Below are 14,206 nucleotides of genomic sequence, written 5' to 3'. Positions count from 1 at the left end.
GAAAACGCATACATGTACACCTTAGCATAAACACTTGCCACATCCAAACAAGGCATCGCGGTCAAAACAAGCGCAATTCATACAAGCAAAACGGTCATACATCAAGGTTGTTCCAAAATCTCGTATGTACGCAAGGTTAGCAGATGAGCTGCCTTTAACGGATAGCTATAGCTGTATTTGTATACGGAAAATAAAACCAAATATCTAGTCATATTGTATAAATCAGATATATAAGCTGTAGCACTAGGATAGTACCCACTATAGAAAATAATAGAGCTACGAGTTCAGCTAGAATCACGAAAACATTGAGGAAATATTGCGACAATCCTTTGACAGAATGAGGAACTAAAAAGTCTCTCTTATCGCTATAAACGAGAACTCGTCTACAGCATAAGAGAGACTTTGATCATAAGCTATTTAATCATAAGCTAGTGGTTCGTATTCGTATGGCTACTTCATTCTGTCAGGCATGTGAGCATATCATGCCCAATATTCCTAGTCATTCCTAAACTGGTTAACGTGGTCTGACTCCAGGCATGTTTGATAGATTAACATAAAATGCCCTACATCGCTTCATTGTATCGTTTATCTCATGACCGCCTCAGCGTCGTCCACGCTTACGTATTTTTCCCGAACCGAAGCTCGACTTCGGAGCGCTATTGCCGGATGAGAAGAAGCCACCGGATTTGTTAGACGAGCTGCCTCCACGATTGATCGTTCCGCTCGATGGGGAGCCACGATTCGTTACATCGCTACCATAACCGGAACGCTTGGAAGAAGACGAACTGCCTCGTTTGAAGATCGAGCCTGATTTATCCACCGTTAGAGGAGGAGCCTGCTTCATATCCTGCGCAGAAGGCTTATTGTATTGCGTTTTGGGTGGGTAGGTGCTTTGCGATGTATAGCCACGATATGTACCACCGCCATAGCCACCATATCCGCCGTAGCTACCGCCTCCGAACAGGCTTTGTAAAATTGAAGCGGTTAGATATCCTTGTAAAAAGCTAGAGCTATAATTTTGCTGTACATATTGCTGCGAATCCACTTCGATTAGTGTATCCTCAGGCTTGGCCGGGTCACGCTGCACCTGAATCAATTCATTATTGTACACAAGAAACATACGGTCAGGATCTTCAACCGAGGTTTGCTCCGGTCTACGCTGATCGGCTAATTGCTCCGCAACGGCTGGAACCGTCTGACCTGCCGCACGATAAACATAGGAAGTGGAATTACCATTTCGACTGACCGATTCCAGCGGATACGTAATCTTGCTGCTACCTGAGCCACAGCCAGACAGTAAGGAAACGACCAGACTGAGTGCTAGTATAATCTTTGTCCATCTGGACATCCGCTCTTTCATCCGTCTTCGCTCCTAACTGGCACGAATAACGCGTACATCTGCGTTTAGTACCCATTCGCCTTCATATAAGGTAAAGCGTCCACCCTGCCATTCAATTCGAAGTAGCTTACGATCATCCGATTGATGCTGCCATACATACTGTTCTCCATTGGCAGCGCCCGGCAATACCGGTGTACGTCCAGTGGACATGACCATACCGCTATACTGCTCATCCAGATAATAATCTGTACCATCCATCTCGATATGAGTCGGTACTTCATTCGGATTATCCAGACCACCATCGATCGGCTGGTACAGAGCATAACGAAGCTTTTCCTGCATCTCGACATGCAGATAGCTAATGCTTGATCCATCCTGCAAGGTTAGCATGACGGTATTGCGAGCACGATTACGTGCAGTTCCAACGATCTCGTACGTAACCAGCGATACTTCACAAATATCGCCCACCTGTAGATCAAGCGGACTTTTCTCTGGCTTTGGCGCTTCCGGCTTGGACATCAAATTCGTAATTCGTTTCCATAATCCCATAGCAAGTCTTCCTTTCACTTCATCTGTTTCTTATACATCCACTTCGTATGCGTGTTTCTTTACAGCGATGCGGAAATAATAAATGCTCCTACCAGCTGTAAGCCACCACCTAGTAGTCCATGACCAATCAATCCCTGACGTGTACCTTCATCCAGATCAAGACCAGCGATGCCTTTGAATAGCAGTCGCGCCACCTGCTCCAGAATCAGCAGGATGACAAAGGCAACGATCGATACAAGTACAGCTTCCCATAGACTCCATGAGGTATTGATGGATACCGATAAAATATATCCCTGTGCAAATAGCTTCATCACCAATCGAACCGCTACTGCGGTATTCCCCGCTTTGATCTCAGCGATATCCTTGTACTTCGTAAACAATGAATCCAGATACATCAGCACAGCTAGTAAAACTGCACCTACACCCGTCCAGACCAAAATTTGCAGCAAAATATCCCAACTCATCCGTCTCCGCCTCCACATCATTCATCAAATACATCCATTATGTTCGATGGCAAAAGCCACAAAAAGACGAAGGAAGAACCGAATGCGCGTGACTGCTACTGCTCATGACATGCTCATTCTGCTTCCTTCGTCGGTTATGTTACGCAGTTAGTTCTCTTGGTATGTGTAAGATCCTTTTACATCACTGACACGTTTACCTATCGTATCGTCAGGATTTTTTCTCGTATTGCTTCATCAGAGCGGACAGCTCGTCTTCTACTTCTTTGTTTGTGCCAAGCGCTTGAATTTCATCATCCAGCGATTTGCCTTTGGTGTTCATTTCGTTGCTTGCTTCTGCGCGTGCTTCCATTTGCATCATTTTCTCTTCCATACGCTTCATGCCCGCTGTTGCAGAATCGGCACTGAAGCCATTCATCGCTTTGTTGATCTCCGTTTGCGCCTTCGCTGCATTGTAGCGAGCTACGAGCGTTTCACGTTTATTTTTCAGCTCGTTCAGCTGCTTACGCATTTCGTCCAGCTTAGAACGAAGATTGTCAGCTGCTGCTTTGTTTTGATCAAAGTTTGCTTTGTACTCATCGCGCTTCGCTTCTGCATTTTTCTTTTCTTCTAGTGCACGGCGAGCCAGATCGATATTTTGTGCCTGTGCAGCGATATGTGCTTGCTCCTCACGCTTTTTCACCAGTGCATCTTGCTCTTCGTACAGCTGCTTGAAGCGTTTTTCGATCGCAATTTGCGATGCAACTGCTTTTTCTGCATCCTCCAGATCAGCCGCCATATCGCGGATATACTGATCCGTCATCTTGATTGGGTCCTCTGCCTTTTCGATAAGAGCGTATACATTGGACAGGGTAAGATCACGCAAACGTTTGAAAATAGACATAGATTTGTTCCCTCCACTTAAATAATAAGATGCAAAACATAACGCAATCTACCGGATACTTGTAGAAGCAGTGTTGCTTGCTATAGGGGTAATACGGACAGATATACATAAGGTTCCATGTAAGATAGTATACTACGTACATGTTCACCAAGCTACATTCAGTCCGTGGTTCGTATCGTAAGCAAATGAGCAAAAACAGATCAAAACGGCGCAGGTTTCCTTTTACATACAATATGCCAGTATCGTATTTCAAAGTACTATACATTTACCCAATATGATATGTGTTTGATTCCGGTTGCATTCATTTTAAAGGATATTAGGACTTTAGTCCATATAAGCATACTAAAATCATTATTTTTGCACATTAACGCAAGTGAAATGGAATCATTTTACTTTTACTTGCATCATTCTAACTTACCATAACGCAGCAATCTGCTTATATTGATAGTCTGGACTACTACGCAGCGAACGGATCCCGCTATAATCGGTAACGTACCATAGGTTCGTGATGCGCTGTTCATAGATACTTCCATCCTCTATGGTATGCCGTCCATTGATGACGATCTGCCCATATTGAAGCGGCAGAAGCTCAAAAGCTTTCTCGTCTAACAAGTCACTCTGACCGTTGGTTCGTACAGGCTTACCAAAGGAAGGATGATAGCAAGCATTAACATGTAGCTTGCCCGCTACTTCTTTCCATTTTATACCGGGTAACTCACCTTCTAGTGCTGTACCTTGCTCTGGCATCGTCAGCCATTCATATTGCTCCTGTAGCAGCTCGATTCCCTGCCTCGTTTGCCCAAAAGATAGCCGATGCGATAATAACTGCCCATCGGCTAACTTCTCACTCTGCTGTACTATTGCTGAAGATAATGGAAAATGATTGGGATGATGACTTCGTACCGATGCATAGGGCTCACCGCGTGTTTCTTTTGTCCACTGGATAAGGATAGATTGAATGATCATAGCGTACCTTTCCTTTTTCTTCATTTTCTTCATCATATATCGAAAACAATATAGTTCGCTATATTACTAGCTATACGCGTGATCATTCTTACCATTCTTACACCATCTATACTTCTTTATATTGCACAAAAAAAAGGGAAACGGCTGGGGGACCGTTTCCCTTTTGGCTGGCTTCATGGGAAAGCCATATATTTGGATAGTTGGATGGTCGTTACTCTCTACCTTCTCTGGACATGGAGAAGGCAGAGATCATGCATCGTACAATCTGCAATCGATCTTGGGGAATGGATTAGCAGAATCAAACTGGACGGCCAGAATTCGATTGATTGGTGAAACGTTAAGCTTTATTGTGATCCACTTGTTCGCTAAAGCTAAAATTACATCGATTTGGTCAGAGTAATGGAACCGTCAGCTGTATTCCATTTTACATCCCAGCCCAGCAGCTCAGTGATCGAGCGCAGAGGTACTACGGTTCTGCCATCTTTGTTGATCATAGCTTTTGCGGACAGCTTCATGTTTTTGCCGTTTACTACTACTGTATCTTTACCGATCCAGAATTTCATTGTATCGGAGCCTGCCATTACTGTTACTTCATTAGATGCTTTGTTCCATGCTACCTTCGCACCGATACCTTCACCCAGATAACGCAGTGGGATATACGTTGTGTTACCAACAACCATTGGTATTGTATCCATCATAGTCGTTTTACCATCGATTTTCAGCGTTTTGCTGTTCAGCTTCATCCATACCATCATCATATTGTCATTCATTGGCTTGGATGGCGCTGGCGTAGATGTCGTTGGTTGTTTTGCTGGTGTAGATGGTGCTGGTGCAGACGCCATTTTGAATTTGTCAGGGTATTGCTTCACGATTGCTCCACCCAGCGCTTCACCGATACCAAACATCGTTTTGTAGCCTTCGCGGTCAGCTGTGTAAGCTGCTGCATAGTTTTTCGCTGCATAGTCATTAATAACCGCTTGTACTTGACCCTCGTGAGTCATCAGCGCTTGCTCTGCTGCGGATGCTGGCAGGTTGTTCGCTGTTGCTGTGCCCAGGAATGTAGCAAATTCTTTTGTAAATTGCTCGATGCGGTTTTTCACAGCAGTCAGAGCCGATTGGTCACCTTTTTTCAGGGCATCTACATAATCGCTCTGTGCTTTAATATGGTTCGTTACCCAGATTTGTTCAAACTGATTCGCTCCTGCTTCACCATAGATCGAAGCAATTGCTGCTTTAAAATCAGCGGTGTTGCCTGCTTCTGCATTAATCCATGCATCCGAAGCCTGTGTTTTACCATCGTATTGCTGTTGCATTTGCATGACGGACAGTGCAAAGTGCTCAGCTGCCAGGTGGTTCAATGCAGAACGCAGGTCTGCTGCTGGTGTATCGACTGTACCGTTATCGAATTTAGAAGGATTTTGTGCAACGATCGCGCCGGAGAGCGCTTTACTTACGGTGAACATCGTATTCAGACCTTCACGATATTCCTTCGCTGCTCCCGCATAATCGCCAGCGATATATTTTTCAAATACGTCTTGTACTTCATCTTCGTGTAAACGCAGTGCTTTTTCAGCGGCTGCTTCTGGCAGCTTGTTATCTGTTGCTTTTGCCAGGAAAGCGGCAAATTCATCAACGAAGCCCTGTACCTTTGCTTCAGCTTGTTTGACAGCTGCTTGATTGTTCATTTTGGTCGCTTTGACCAGTTCATCTGTGTATTGGTTGTGTGCACGGAAGATACGTTCGAACTCGGTAGCTGCTTGTTTGCCGTAGATTGATTCGATGGCAGGTCCCATATCGATCGCATTTTGATCCAGTGCTTTATATGCTTCTGCTGCATCCGGTGCACCAGAGTAAGCCTTGGTCATCGCTTCAACCGCCAGCTTAAAGTGCTCGGATAAAAGGTAGTCCAGTCCAGCACGCAAATCCGCTGCTTTTGTGCTTACTGTTGGTGCCGCCATTGTTGTAGAATTCATATCTGCTGCAAATGCTCCAGCTGCTGGTACCATCAAAGATAAGCTCAATACAGGTGCAATGATTTTTTTCATTTTCATGTTATTAACTCCTTTTTTAAAAATGATTGGTGTTGACTGTTCCTATCCCTATCAACGCGGACGGTTTATTTTTGGATCACTTCTGTTCAAAAAAATATTTCAATTTCTTAATCGAAAGCTATAAATGTATCCGAAAAAGCGCGCTGTTATGCTGACTGAGCGGGTTTAAAATCATTTCAAAAAAGTTATTTGCGGCATCATTTTGCGTATAATTATTGATATAGCAAAAAAGCCATTATTCTGTTTTATTTCAGAATAACGGCTTTTATCCATTCTTTTATATGACATATGTATGCTTGATTCGAATATAATTTTCTGATTGATCGGTATTGAAACTGCTCAAGTTTTCTTTCGTTCTTTTAAAGATACGGGGATTGTATGTATTTGAAACAGCTTAACGATACATTGTATGGGTAGCACAACTAATAAAGCACCTCTTCTACTTTAACCAATCTAGCTCAGACTGTAACACTATTATTCTATTCAATATATGTACATCAAAAAGCAGCTCGACAGAAATGCTATCGAACTGCTTCTATTCATTCAAAATATTCGTGACATTTGCAATCTATTTCGCTTTTATCCTACACGCTCTTTTATCCTACACGCTATACGCTTATAGCAAATTATTTGTGATAGCCACGTAGATAAGGCTGAGGTACAGGAGCTTCATCGCCCAATTCTTTAGCAGCATGGATCGCCCAGTACGGGTCACGCAGCATCGCACGACCAACCGCAACCAGATCAGCCTGATCTTCTTCCAGCACACGCTCTGCGTCCACAAACTCATCCAGCAAGCCTACGGCGATCACAGGTATTTGCAAAGCGTCTCTTAATTGAGACGCCATATTCACCTGATAACCAGGGCCTACCTGCATAGCACCTTTACGAGCCGGGCCTTCACCACCGGAAGATACGTGCAGCAGGTCTACGCCTGCATCGCGATAACGGCGACAGGTCTCGATAATATCCTCAACCTCATAGCCACCTTCCACATATTCACGCGCAGACACACGCATAATGACTGCCATGTCTGCTGGTACAGCTGCACGTACAGCCTGTACCACACGTTCACCGAATAAAGGTAGATCCTTTCCGTATTCGTCTTCACGTTGATTGACGAGTGGCGAATGGAACTGGTGAATTAAGTATCCATGTGCACCGTGAATTTCTACAGTATCGAAACCTGCTTCTACAGCGCGGCGTGCAGCTTCACCATAAGTCTGGATCAATTGCTCAACCTCAGCTGTTGTTAGGGCATGCGGCTCCTTGTATCCTTCGCCATCATAACGTACGGCAGATGGAGCAACAGGAGGATTCGCATCTTCCGCTTTACGACCAGCATGTCCAAGCTGAATACCGATCTGTGTACCATAGCGATGTACTTCATCAACAATATGACGCCATGCTGGAATAAAATGATCATCCCAGATGCCGGTATCTTCATTCGTAATTCGTCCGTCTGGATGAATAGCCGTCATCTCTGCGATAATCAGTCCGGTTCCACCGACGGCACGACTAATATAGTGAACGTTATGCCATTCGCCCGGCATCCCGTCTCCAGTTTCTACAGCATACTGGCACATAGGCGGCATAACGATACGATTTTTAAGATTCAGGTTTTTCAATTGATATGGTGTAAATAGCTTCGCCACAATACGTCCCTCCAATGAAATAGATGTGTAACACTTCACATTCGGTAATGATTATATATTATATTACGAAAAATAACAACGAGAGCAGAGAGCTTACCTCTTACCTCTTACCTCTTACCTCTTACCTCTTACCTCTTACCTCTTACCTCTTACCTCTTACCTCTTACCTCTTACCTCTTACCTGAACAAGTGTGTCATGTTCATTCTCATCATTACAAAACTATTATGATGTTTCATATTTTTATTTTTTTTGCATTTTGCATTATTTACAAGGATGAGGATATAAAATCATAAAATTCGAAAGCAAACAAAAGAGCACATCATTCTGCTTGGACCTAGCCTGCAAAATAATGTGCTCTATATTATGGTCGATAGATTGCCGTATTTCTCATATACCTATACTTTGAAAATCAACGATCCATTTGTATATTCGGATCTATCTCTATACTGGATAACTCATTCATGGTTAGTATGCGTGCTTACAGTACCTTACTCAGGAAGTCTTGTGTACGTGCATTGGATGGCGAACCAAATACTTGCTCTGGTGTGCCTTGCTCCACAATGCGTCCACCGTCCATAAAGATAATGCGATCTCCCACTTCACGAGCAAAGCCCATTTCGTGCGTTACGATCACCATCGTCATGCCCTGCTGAGCAAGCTTTTTCATAACCTCAAGCACCTCGCCGACCATTTCCGGGTCAAGGGCAGAAGTTGGCTCATCGAACAACATGACATGCGGCTGCATTGCCAGTGCACGTGCAATCGCAATACGTTGCTTTTGTCCACCGGATAGCTGGTTAGGATAAGCATCCTTTTTGTCAGCCAGACCTACCGTTTGCAGCAGATCCAGTGCAATTTTTTGCGCGGATGCTGTATCGGTCTTTTTCACTTTGATCGGAGCGATCGTCAGGTTTTGCAGCACCGTTTTGTGCGGGAACAGGTTGAAATGCTGGAATACCATCCCCATTTTACGACGCGCACTGTCGATATCATACTTACGCGCAGTGATCAGCTCATCCTCAAAATAAATCTCACCGCCGGTTGGCTGCTCCAGCAAATTCAGGCAGCGTAGGAATGTACTTTTACCGGAGCCACTTGGCCCGATGACAACGACAACTTCGCCTTGCGCGATATCGATATCGATGCCTGTCAGCACTTCATTTTTACCAAATGACTTTTTCAGACCTTTAACGTTTATCACTTACACTCCATCTCCTTTCCACCATACCAAGCAGTTTGGACAATACAAATGTCATTACAAAATAGATGGCTGCGGCGATCAGCAGTGGATACAATGCTGAATACGTAATACTACGTACCGCCTGTGCCTGGAACATCAGATCAGCAACCCCGATAAAGGAAACGATCGATGATTCTTTGATAATTACGACAAATTCATTACCGATCGCTGGCAATACGCTTTTGATCGCCTGTGGAATGATAATATGGCGAAGTGTCATGCCATACGACATACCGAGTGAACGTGCCGCCTCTGTCTGTCCACGATCCACGCCTTGAATACCAGCGCGGAAGATTTCTGCCAGATAAGCAGAGCTATTAATCGAGAGTGTAATAATACCTGATTGCAGTACGCTAAATTCAATATGGAAGGTTTGCGCAATCCCATAGTGAATAATGAGCAATTGCACCAGCATCGGTGTTCCGCGCAAAATCTCAATATACGTCATCGCAATCCAGCGCAGTACATTCAGATTGGACAGACGTAGCAGGGCTACGATCAGACCAATCACAAAACCGAACAATACGCCTAATGCAGACAGCAACAGTGTATATTGTACACCTGTCGCATAATAATGACGGTAATCCCAGAAAATGCTAAAAATACTGTTTGGCTCTGTCTGCTCATCCGAGTTCAATGCTGTTGCTTCCTGAATAAATTTAGGAACGGCATCTGTCTTTTTCAGATCAGCCAGCGTACCGTTAATTTGAGCAAGTAGCTCGGTATTTCCCTTTTTCACAGCGATTGCCATCTCGGTATCACTGTTTGGAATTTGTGCGGCGGTAATTGCCAGATCACTATGGTTAGCTACCTGGCCTTCTGCAACCGGGCCTTCCATAACCGCAGCATCAACACGCTTGGATTGAAGCTGTAGTACCACATCAGAGATTTTATCAACCGATGTTAGCTTGGCACCTTCGATATCCTTGGCGATGCCTTCTTGAATCGAGCCCTTTTGTACACCGATCGTAATACCTTTCAAGCTATCAAAGCTTGCGTATTTATCCTTATCTTCCGCACGGGTCATGATGACCTGACGGGATATATAATATGACTCTGAGAAGTCGACATTTTTACGACGATCTTCTGTTGGTGTCATGCCCGAAATGATCATATCGATCCGTCCACTGCTCAGTGCTGGCAGCAAGCTATCGAATGGAATATCCTGAATTTGCAGCTGCGCGCCCATATCAGCGGCAATTCGTTTGGCAATCTCTACATCAGAACCAACGATCTGATCCTGTCCATCAATGTTTTTATGAAACTCATATGGCGCAAAGTCTGCGCTCAGTCCGACAACAATCGTCTTACCAGAGCCTTCAGCAGAGGCCATTGTTGGTAAAATCATGAAAAATAGCATCAGTATGCTCATTACGCATCCTAGCCATGGTTTTAGTGCTTTCAACCTTCTATCTCCTTTACATACATATAATGGGGTATTTCCTTGTCCTTGTGACTTATAGTCAACCGGGTTATTATAAATGAATTTGTATGATTATTCAATGGTTAGTTATGCAAAAATGTGAATGAAGTGTCACAGTGATCATGACAATCATTTAACCTCTTATTAGACGACTTGCTGAGACTCACATGCTATACTGATAGCAGAAAACGTTATTTTTCTACATAATTGTATTAAAGGAGATTATCAACATGAATCACATCGAACTCAAGCAGCATATAAAAAAAGCGATTCAGCAGAACGCTGAGGAATTCAAATCTGTATCTGTATATATCGGGCAAAACCCTGAGCTTGGTAATGAGGAATATAAAGCTTCTGCACGCTTGAAGGAATTACTCGCCGCCCATGGCTTTGATGTACAAGCATCAGTGCTCGGCATTGAAACATCCTTTATTGCTACGTATACTGCTGCCAAGCCAGGCGCAACAGTTGGCCTAATGTGTGAATATGATGCATTGCCTGAGATCGGCCACGCGTGCGGTCATCATCTAATCTGTATGATGAGCGCAGGTGCAGCGATTGGACTCAAATCCGTAATAGATGAAATTGGAGGTACGATTCGGGTATACGGTACGCCAGCCGAAGAAACACGCGGCGCCAAAGTACCGATGGCACAAGCAGGCTTGTTCGATGATTGTGACTTTGCGATGATGGCTCATCCGTATTATGCATATGAGGAATCGGGCATTTCGCTGGCGATGGACGCGCTGCAATTTGAATTTTTCGGTAAATCGGCGCATGCAGCGGCTAGTCCACAGCATGGTATTAATGCGCTAGATGGAGTATTACAGCTGTTCAATGGCATCAATGCGATGCGTCAACAGACGCGAAGCGATACGCGCATCCACGGTATTATTAATCAAGGCGGCGTAGCGGCAAATATCATTCCCGATTATGCTTCTGCACAGTTTTATATTCGCTCTGCCAGTCGCGCATATACAAATGAACTCGTTGATCGTGTCAAACGGATCGCCGAAGGTGCAGCCCTTCAAACAGGCTGCCGCATCGAGATTTCCAATTATGAATACTCTTACGATGAACTGATCACCAATCGTACCCTATCCGAAGCGTTTAGCCAGAATCTAATGGCAAACGGTGTGCAGCGCGAGGAGATTCAATCTGGCAAGGATGCGGGCTCACTCGATCTGGGCAATGTATCGGTTCGCTGTCCAGCTATCCATCCTTATGTCAAAGTCACCGATGAAAAGCACGAGCTGCATAGTATCGGCTTCCGCGATCGTGCGCAGGAGCCGCAGGCGCTGGAAGCGATGGTATTCACTGCAACCGTGCTGGCAGAGACTGCATTTGACGTGATGACCAACCCGACATTACTACAGCAAATTCGTAGCGAATTCGAGCAGCAGATGCAGCGGGCATAATCTACATTTTCAATTTGTAAATTGGCAGGTTAATCCTTTATCCAGCATGACGACAGGAGGCTATGTATGATGAAGACCGTTATTATCATTATTGCCCTTATAATCATCGCCATTATGATTTTCCGCAAATCCAATACGCCAGAGCGCCAGATGGTGAGGCGTTTACAGGAAAATATAAAGCTTTTTAATAAAGTGGGGCCGCCTGGTTCCCTTGTCCCTGCCGGACATCCTGCTGAAGCGCTCGCCAATAAGCTGGAAGCCTCGATTCCAGAGCATTATGCCGTGCAGCTGTGGCAACGTATCCAGAGCGAGCATCCCGATATGACCTATCGAGAGTTTGAATGGCGCTGGCATGAGATGAAGCGCTATATGCTGATCTGTGCTCTATTTCGTGAGGTGCCCATGTTCAGTTCTCGGGTGGATGATGTATGGCATGAAATGCTGATGTTTACCCGAGAATATGAGCAGCTGTGTAACCGATTCTATGGCTACATGCTGCATCATTCACCACATGGCGGTACCGTATCACAGCCCCAGCAGCGTGCCCTGTTCGATTGGGTGTATGGAGAGCTATTTCCACTTGAGCGTGCGAATACGAATCTATGGGGTACCTTTTTCCGTCAGCCGCTCCCGTCCTCGATCATGAATGAGCTACTGGCATTCAGTGAATATCAGCCTCAGCATTCGTTGTTTAATAGCTCGATGTTCGAGCGTAGCCCTGAAGCACGCGAGGTTATTTTACACCTTTATCGTCGTTTTACCGTTCAAAGTCAGGCAGCACTGCGGGGAGAACGTCCAGAGCAGCAGTCATCATCAAATTATGCTGCTTCTAGTGATACGTATAATAGCTCTGTATTTGGATTAAGCGCTGCTGGTGCAGCGTGTGTGTACTATTCCTATTTACCACCAGGCGACTTCTCTAGCTGTGTTGATCCGTTCCTACCAGCAGATGTACGCGAGGAACGCCCGGTTGGTGGTACGAGCAGCTCCTGTGGCACAGGTTCTAGCAGCAGTGACAATTACACCAGCAATGACAGCCATCATGGCGGTGGTCATAGTGGGGGGAGTCATGGTGGTCATTCCTGTAGCAGTTCATCGTGTAGTAGTTCTTCCTGTAGCTCCTCTTGCAGCTCGTGTGGCGGTGGCGGCGGAGATTGATGGGCTGACAGATTTAAAGGCTCTTTTCCAGAAGGAAGAGAGCCTTTTAGTGTTATAATAAATTCTACCTATAGAGCGATTAAAGCATGAATCGATATCATAGTCTTATTCAAGATTATTGAGACTTTTTGAAAAGGAGAATGTTCATGAACATCATAAAAAGCGGAAAATGCAACAACTCTCCCAAAAATGCTTTTGTCGAGGAGTTTACGATCCAAATACTGGCTAAATGTGGACAGGGTGAGACAACATCTGTTCACTGGTATGGTGAATCTTTTCAACAGCAACCTGATACGATTCAAGTTATAGATGCAATTAGTCATGGCAAAATTGGTGCTACTAATGGAAATGTGAGTATAGGCGATACGAAATACAGCTTTGCAGCATTCATAGAGTTTAAAACGACTAAAGCGACTGAAGTATCGGATATAAAGCTTTATATCGTTGAAGTTTAATATACATTATCTGTTTCATAAAAAACATTTTCAATCATACTTTGCAGGAGGGCATACCTATGGATACATACAATCAAACACCAGGCTTTATCCAAAAAAATAACACTCAATTTTACGATAGCCAGTTAGCATTACGTAAAATTGCTGCACTACAAGCAAACCAAACTAGAATCTATGGCATAGATGGATTCGAGCTAACTGAGAACAAAACCCAGCCCTTTTTAGAGCATAGTATTGATTTTGGTAAGTCTATAGACAATTGGGATCAAGCCAGTGCATTTATTGAAGCTAAAGCACATTTAGGATTAATGTTTGAAATTATTTCGGATGAGTACTGAATTATCCATCACTCCGATGATTTTTCTTCTATAGAGAATCCCTCCTTCTATTCAACACCCGTCAAAACTAGCCATTCCACCAACCTACCAGCACGCTCCATTACAATGCACAATAACCCTAACGGGCTATTGTGCATATTTTCACTAAATCGCCTTAAATCTTTGATTTTTGTTTGAAGATTGTATCAAAAATCACATACAACGCGGAAAAGTTGTTAAGCTACTCTCATATAGAACATCTCTTATTCCATGGAGAAAGGATTCCCATT

Annotated in this window: 13 protein-coding genes; 4 read left to right on the top strand and 9 right to left on the bottom strand. The window is 44.2% G+C overall.

Features of this window, described 5'->3' with window-relative positions:
- Positions 1-601: 601 nt before the first annotated feature.
- The 9 genes from SK066_RS10845 to SK066_RS10805 all read right to left on the bottom strand — a co-directional run bounded on the left by SK066_RS10845 (position 602) and on the right by SK066_RS10805 (position 10,517).
- Positions 602-1,360, bottom strand: coding sequence for a DUF4247 domain-containing protein (locus tag SK066_RS10845; protein ID WP_188778689.1), 759 nt, complete (start codon positions 1,358-1,360; stop codon positions 602-604).
- A 12-nt stretch (positions 1,361-1,372) separates the two neighbouring features.
- Positions 1,373-1,888: a DUF4178 domain-containing protein gene (locus SK066_RS10840; RefSeq protein ID WP_320544658.1), complete on the bottom strand. Its 516-nt coding sequence runs from the start codon at positions 1,886-1,888 to the stop codon at positions 1,373-1,375.
- 59 nt (positions 1,889-1,947) lie between these two features.
- A complete protein-coding gene (locus SK066_RS10835; protein WP_188778684.1) occupies positions 1,948-2,352 on the bottom strand; it encodes a DUF350 domain-containing protein in 405 nt (134 codons plus the stop codon).
- Positions 2,353-2,560: 208 nt separating this feature from the next.
- The gene (locus SK066_RS10830; protein WP_320544657.1) at positions 2,561-3,232 is read right to left on the bottom strand and encodes a PspA/IM30 family protein; all 672 of its coding nucleotides are present in this window, start codon (positions 3,230-3,232) and stop codon (positions 2,561-2,563) included.
- Positions 3,233-3,646: 414 nt separating this feature from the next.
- The gene (locus SK066_RS10825; RefSeq protein WP_320544656.1) at positions 3,647-4,198 is read right to left on the bottom strand and encodes a hypothetical protein; all 552 of its coding nucleotides are present in this window, start codon (positions 4,196-4,198) and stop codon (positions 3,647-3,649) included.
- Positions 4,199-4,575: 377 nt separating this feature from the next.
- Positions 4,576-6,249 (bottom strand): copper amine oxidase N-terminal domain-containing protein, encoded by a 1,674-nt coding sequence (locus SK066_RS10820; RefSeq protein ID WP_320544655.1) that lies wholly within the window; start codon positions 6,247-6,249, stop codon positions 4,576-4,578.
- 626 nt (positions 6,250-6,875) lie between these two features.
- On the bottom strand, positions 6,876-7,904 hold the full coding sequence (locus tag SK066_RS10815) for an NADH:flavin oxidoreductase/NADH oxidase (RefSeq protein WP_320544654.1): 1,029 nt from the start codon (positions 7,902-7,904) through the stop codon (positions 6,876-6,878).
- 479 nt (positions 7,905-8,383) lie between these two features.
- On the bottom strand, positions 8,384-9,106 hold the full coding sequence (locus SK066_RS10810; RefSeq protein ID WP_188778675.1) for an amino acid ABC transporter ATP-binding protein: 723 nt from the start codon (positions 9,104-9,106) through the stop codon (positions 8,384-8,386).
- Positions 9,093-10,517, bottom strand: coding sequence for an ABC transporter substrate-binding protein/permease (locus SK066_RS10805; protein ID WP_456094089.1), 1,425 nt, complete (start codon positions 10,515-10,517; stop codon positions 9,093-9,095). Before SK066_RS10805 ends, SK066_RS10810 begins: the two co-directional genes overlap by 14 nt.
- 290 nt (positions 10,518-10,807) lie before the next feature.
- Here SK066_RS10805 and SK066_RS10800 point away from each other — a divergent pair, with 290 nt between their 5' ends.
- The 4 genes from SK066_RS10800 to SK066_RS10785 all read left to right on the top strand — a co-directional run bounded on the left by SK066_RS10800 (position 10,808) and on the right by SK066_RS10785 (position 13,937).
- Positions 10,808-11,986 (top strand): M20 family metallopeptidase, encoded by a 1,179-nt coding sequence (locus SK066_RS10800; RefSeq protein ID WP_407673819.1) that lies wholly within the window; start codon positions 10,808-10,810, stop codon positions 11,984-11,986.
- A 66-nt stretch (positions 11,987-12,052) separates the two neighbouring features.
- Positions 12,053-13,144, top strand: a complete 1,092-nt coding sequence (locus tag SK066_RS10795; protein ID WP_320544652.1) for a glycine-rich domain-containing protein — start codon at positions 12,053-12,055, stop codon at positions 13,142-13,144.
- A gap of 146 nt (positions 13,145-13,290) precedes the next feature.
- Complete coding sequence (locus SK066_RS10790; protein WP_320544651.1) at positions 13,291-13,599, top strand: hypothetical protein; 309 nt, start codon at positions 13,291-13,293, stop codon at positions 13,597-13,599.
- Positions 13,600-13,658: 59 nt separating this feature from the next.
- Positions 13,659-13,937 carry a hypothetical protein gene (locus SK066_RS10785; RefSeq protein ID WP_320544650.1) on the top strand — a complete coding sequence of 93 codons (279 nt, stop codon included), beginning with the start codon at positions 13,659-13,661 and terminating at the stop codon, positions 13,935-13,937.
- The last annotated feature ends 269 nt before the right edge of the window (positions 13,938-14,206 follow it).

The sequence above is a fragment of the Paenibacillus hunanensis genome (assembly GCF_034055775.1).
In the GTDB taxonomy this organism is placed as follows: Bacteria; Bacillota; Bacilli; order Paenibacillales; family Paenibacillaceae; genus Saccharibacillus; species Saccharibacillus hunanensis.
This window is presented reverse-complemented; position numbering and strand designations above follow the sequence as displayed.

Excerpts from the sequence above, each read along its gene's own strand:
- SK066_RS10795 (WP_320544652.1), top strand. The coding sequence starts at position 12,053 with ATGATGAAGACCGTTATTATCATTATTGCCCTTATAATCATCGCCATT.
- SK066_RS10845 (WP_188778689.1), bottom strand. The coding sequence starts at position 1,360 with ATGAAAGAGCGGATGTCCAGATGGACAAAGATTATACTAGCACTCAGT.
- SK066_RS10805 (WP_456094089.1), bottom strand. The coding sequence starts at position 10,517 with ATGAGCATACTGATGCTATTTTTCATGATTTTACCAACAATGGCCTCT.
- SK066_RS10820 (WP_320544655.1), bottom strand. The coding sequence starts at position 6,249 with ATGAAAATGAAAAAAATCATTGCACCTGTATTGAGCTTATCTTTGATG.
- SK066_RS10830 (WP_320544657.1), bottom strand. The coding sequence starts at position 3,232 with ATGTCTATTTTCAAACGTTTGCGTGATCTTACCCTGTCCAATGTATAC.
- SK066_RS10840 (WP_320544658.1), bottom strand. The coding sequence starts at position 1,888 with ATGGGATTATGGAAACGAATTACGAATTTGATGTCCAAGCCGGAAGCG.
- SK066_RS10785 (WP_320544650.1), top strand. The coding sequence starts at position 13,659 with ATGGATACATACAATCAAACACCAGGCTTTATCCAAAAAAATAACACT.
- SK066_RS10790 (WP_320544651.1), top strand. The coding sequence starts at position 13,291 with ATGAACATCATAAAAAGCGGAAAATGCAACAACTCTCCCAAAAATGCT.
- SK066_RS10825 (WP_320544656.1), bottom strand. The coding sequence starts at position 4,198 with ATGATCATTCAATCTATCCTTATCCAGTGGACAAAAGAAACACGCGGT.
- SK066_RS10835 (WP_188778684.1), bottom strand. The coding sequence starts at position 2,352 with ATGAGTTGGGATATTTTGCTGCAAATTTTGGTCTGGACGGGTGTAGGT.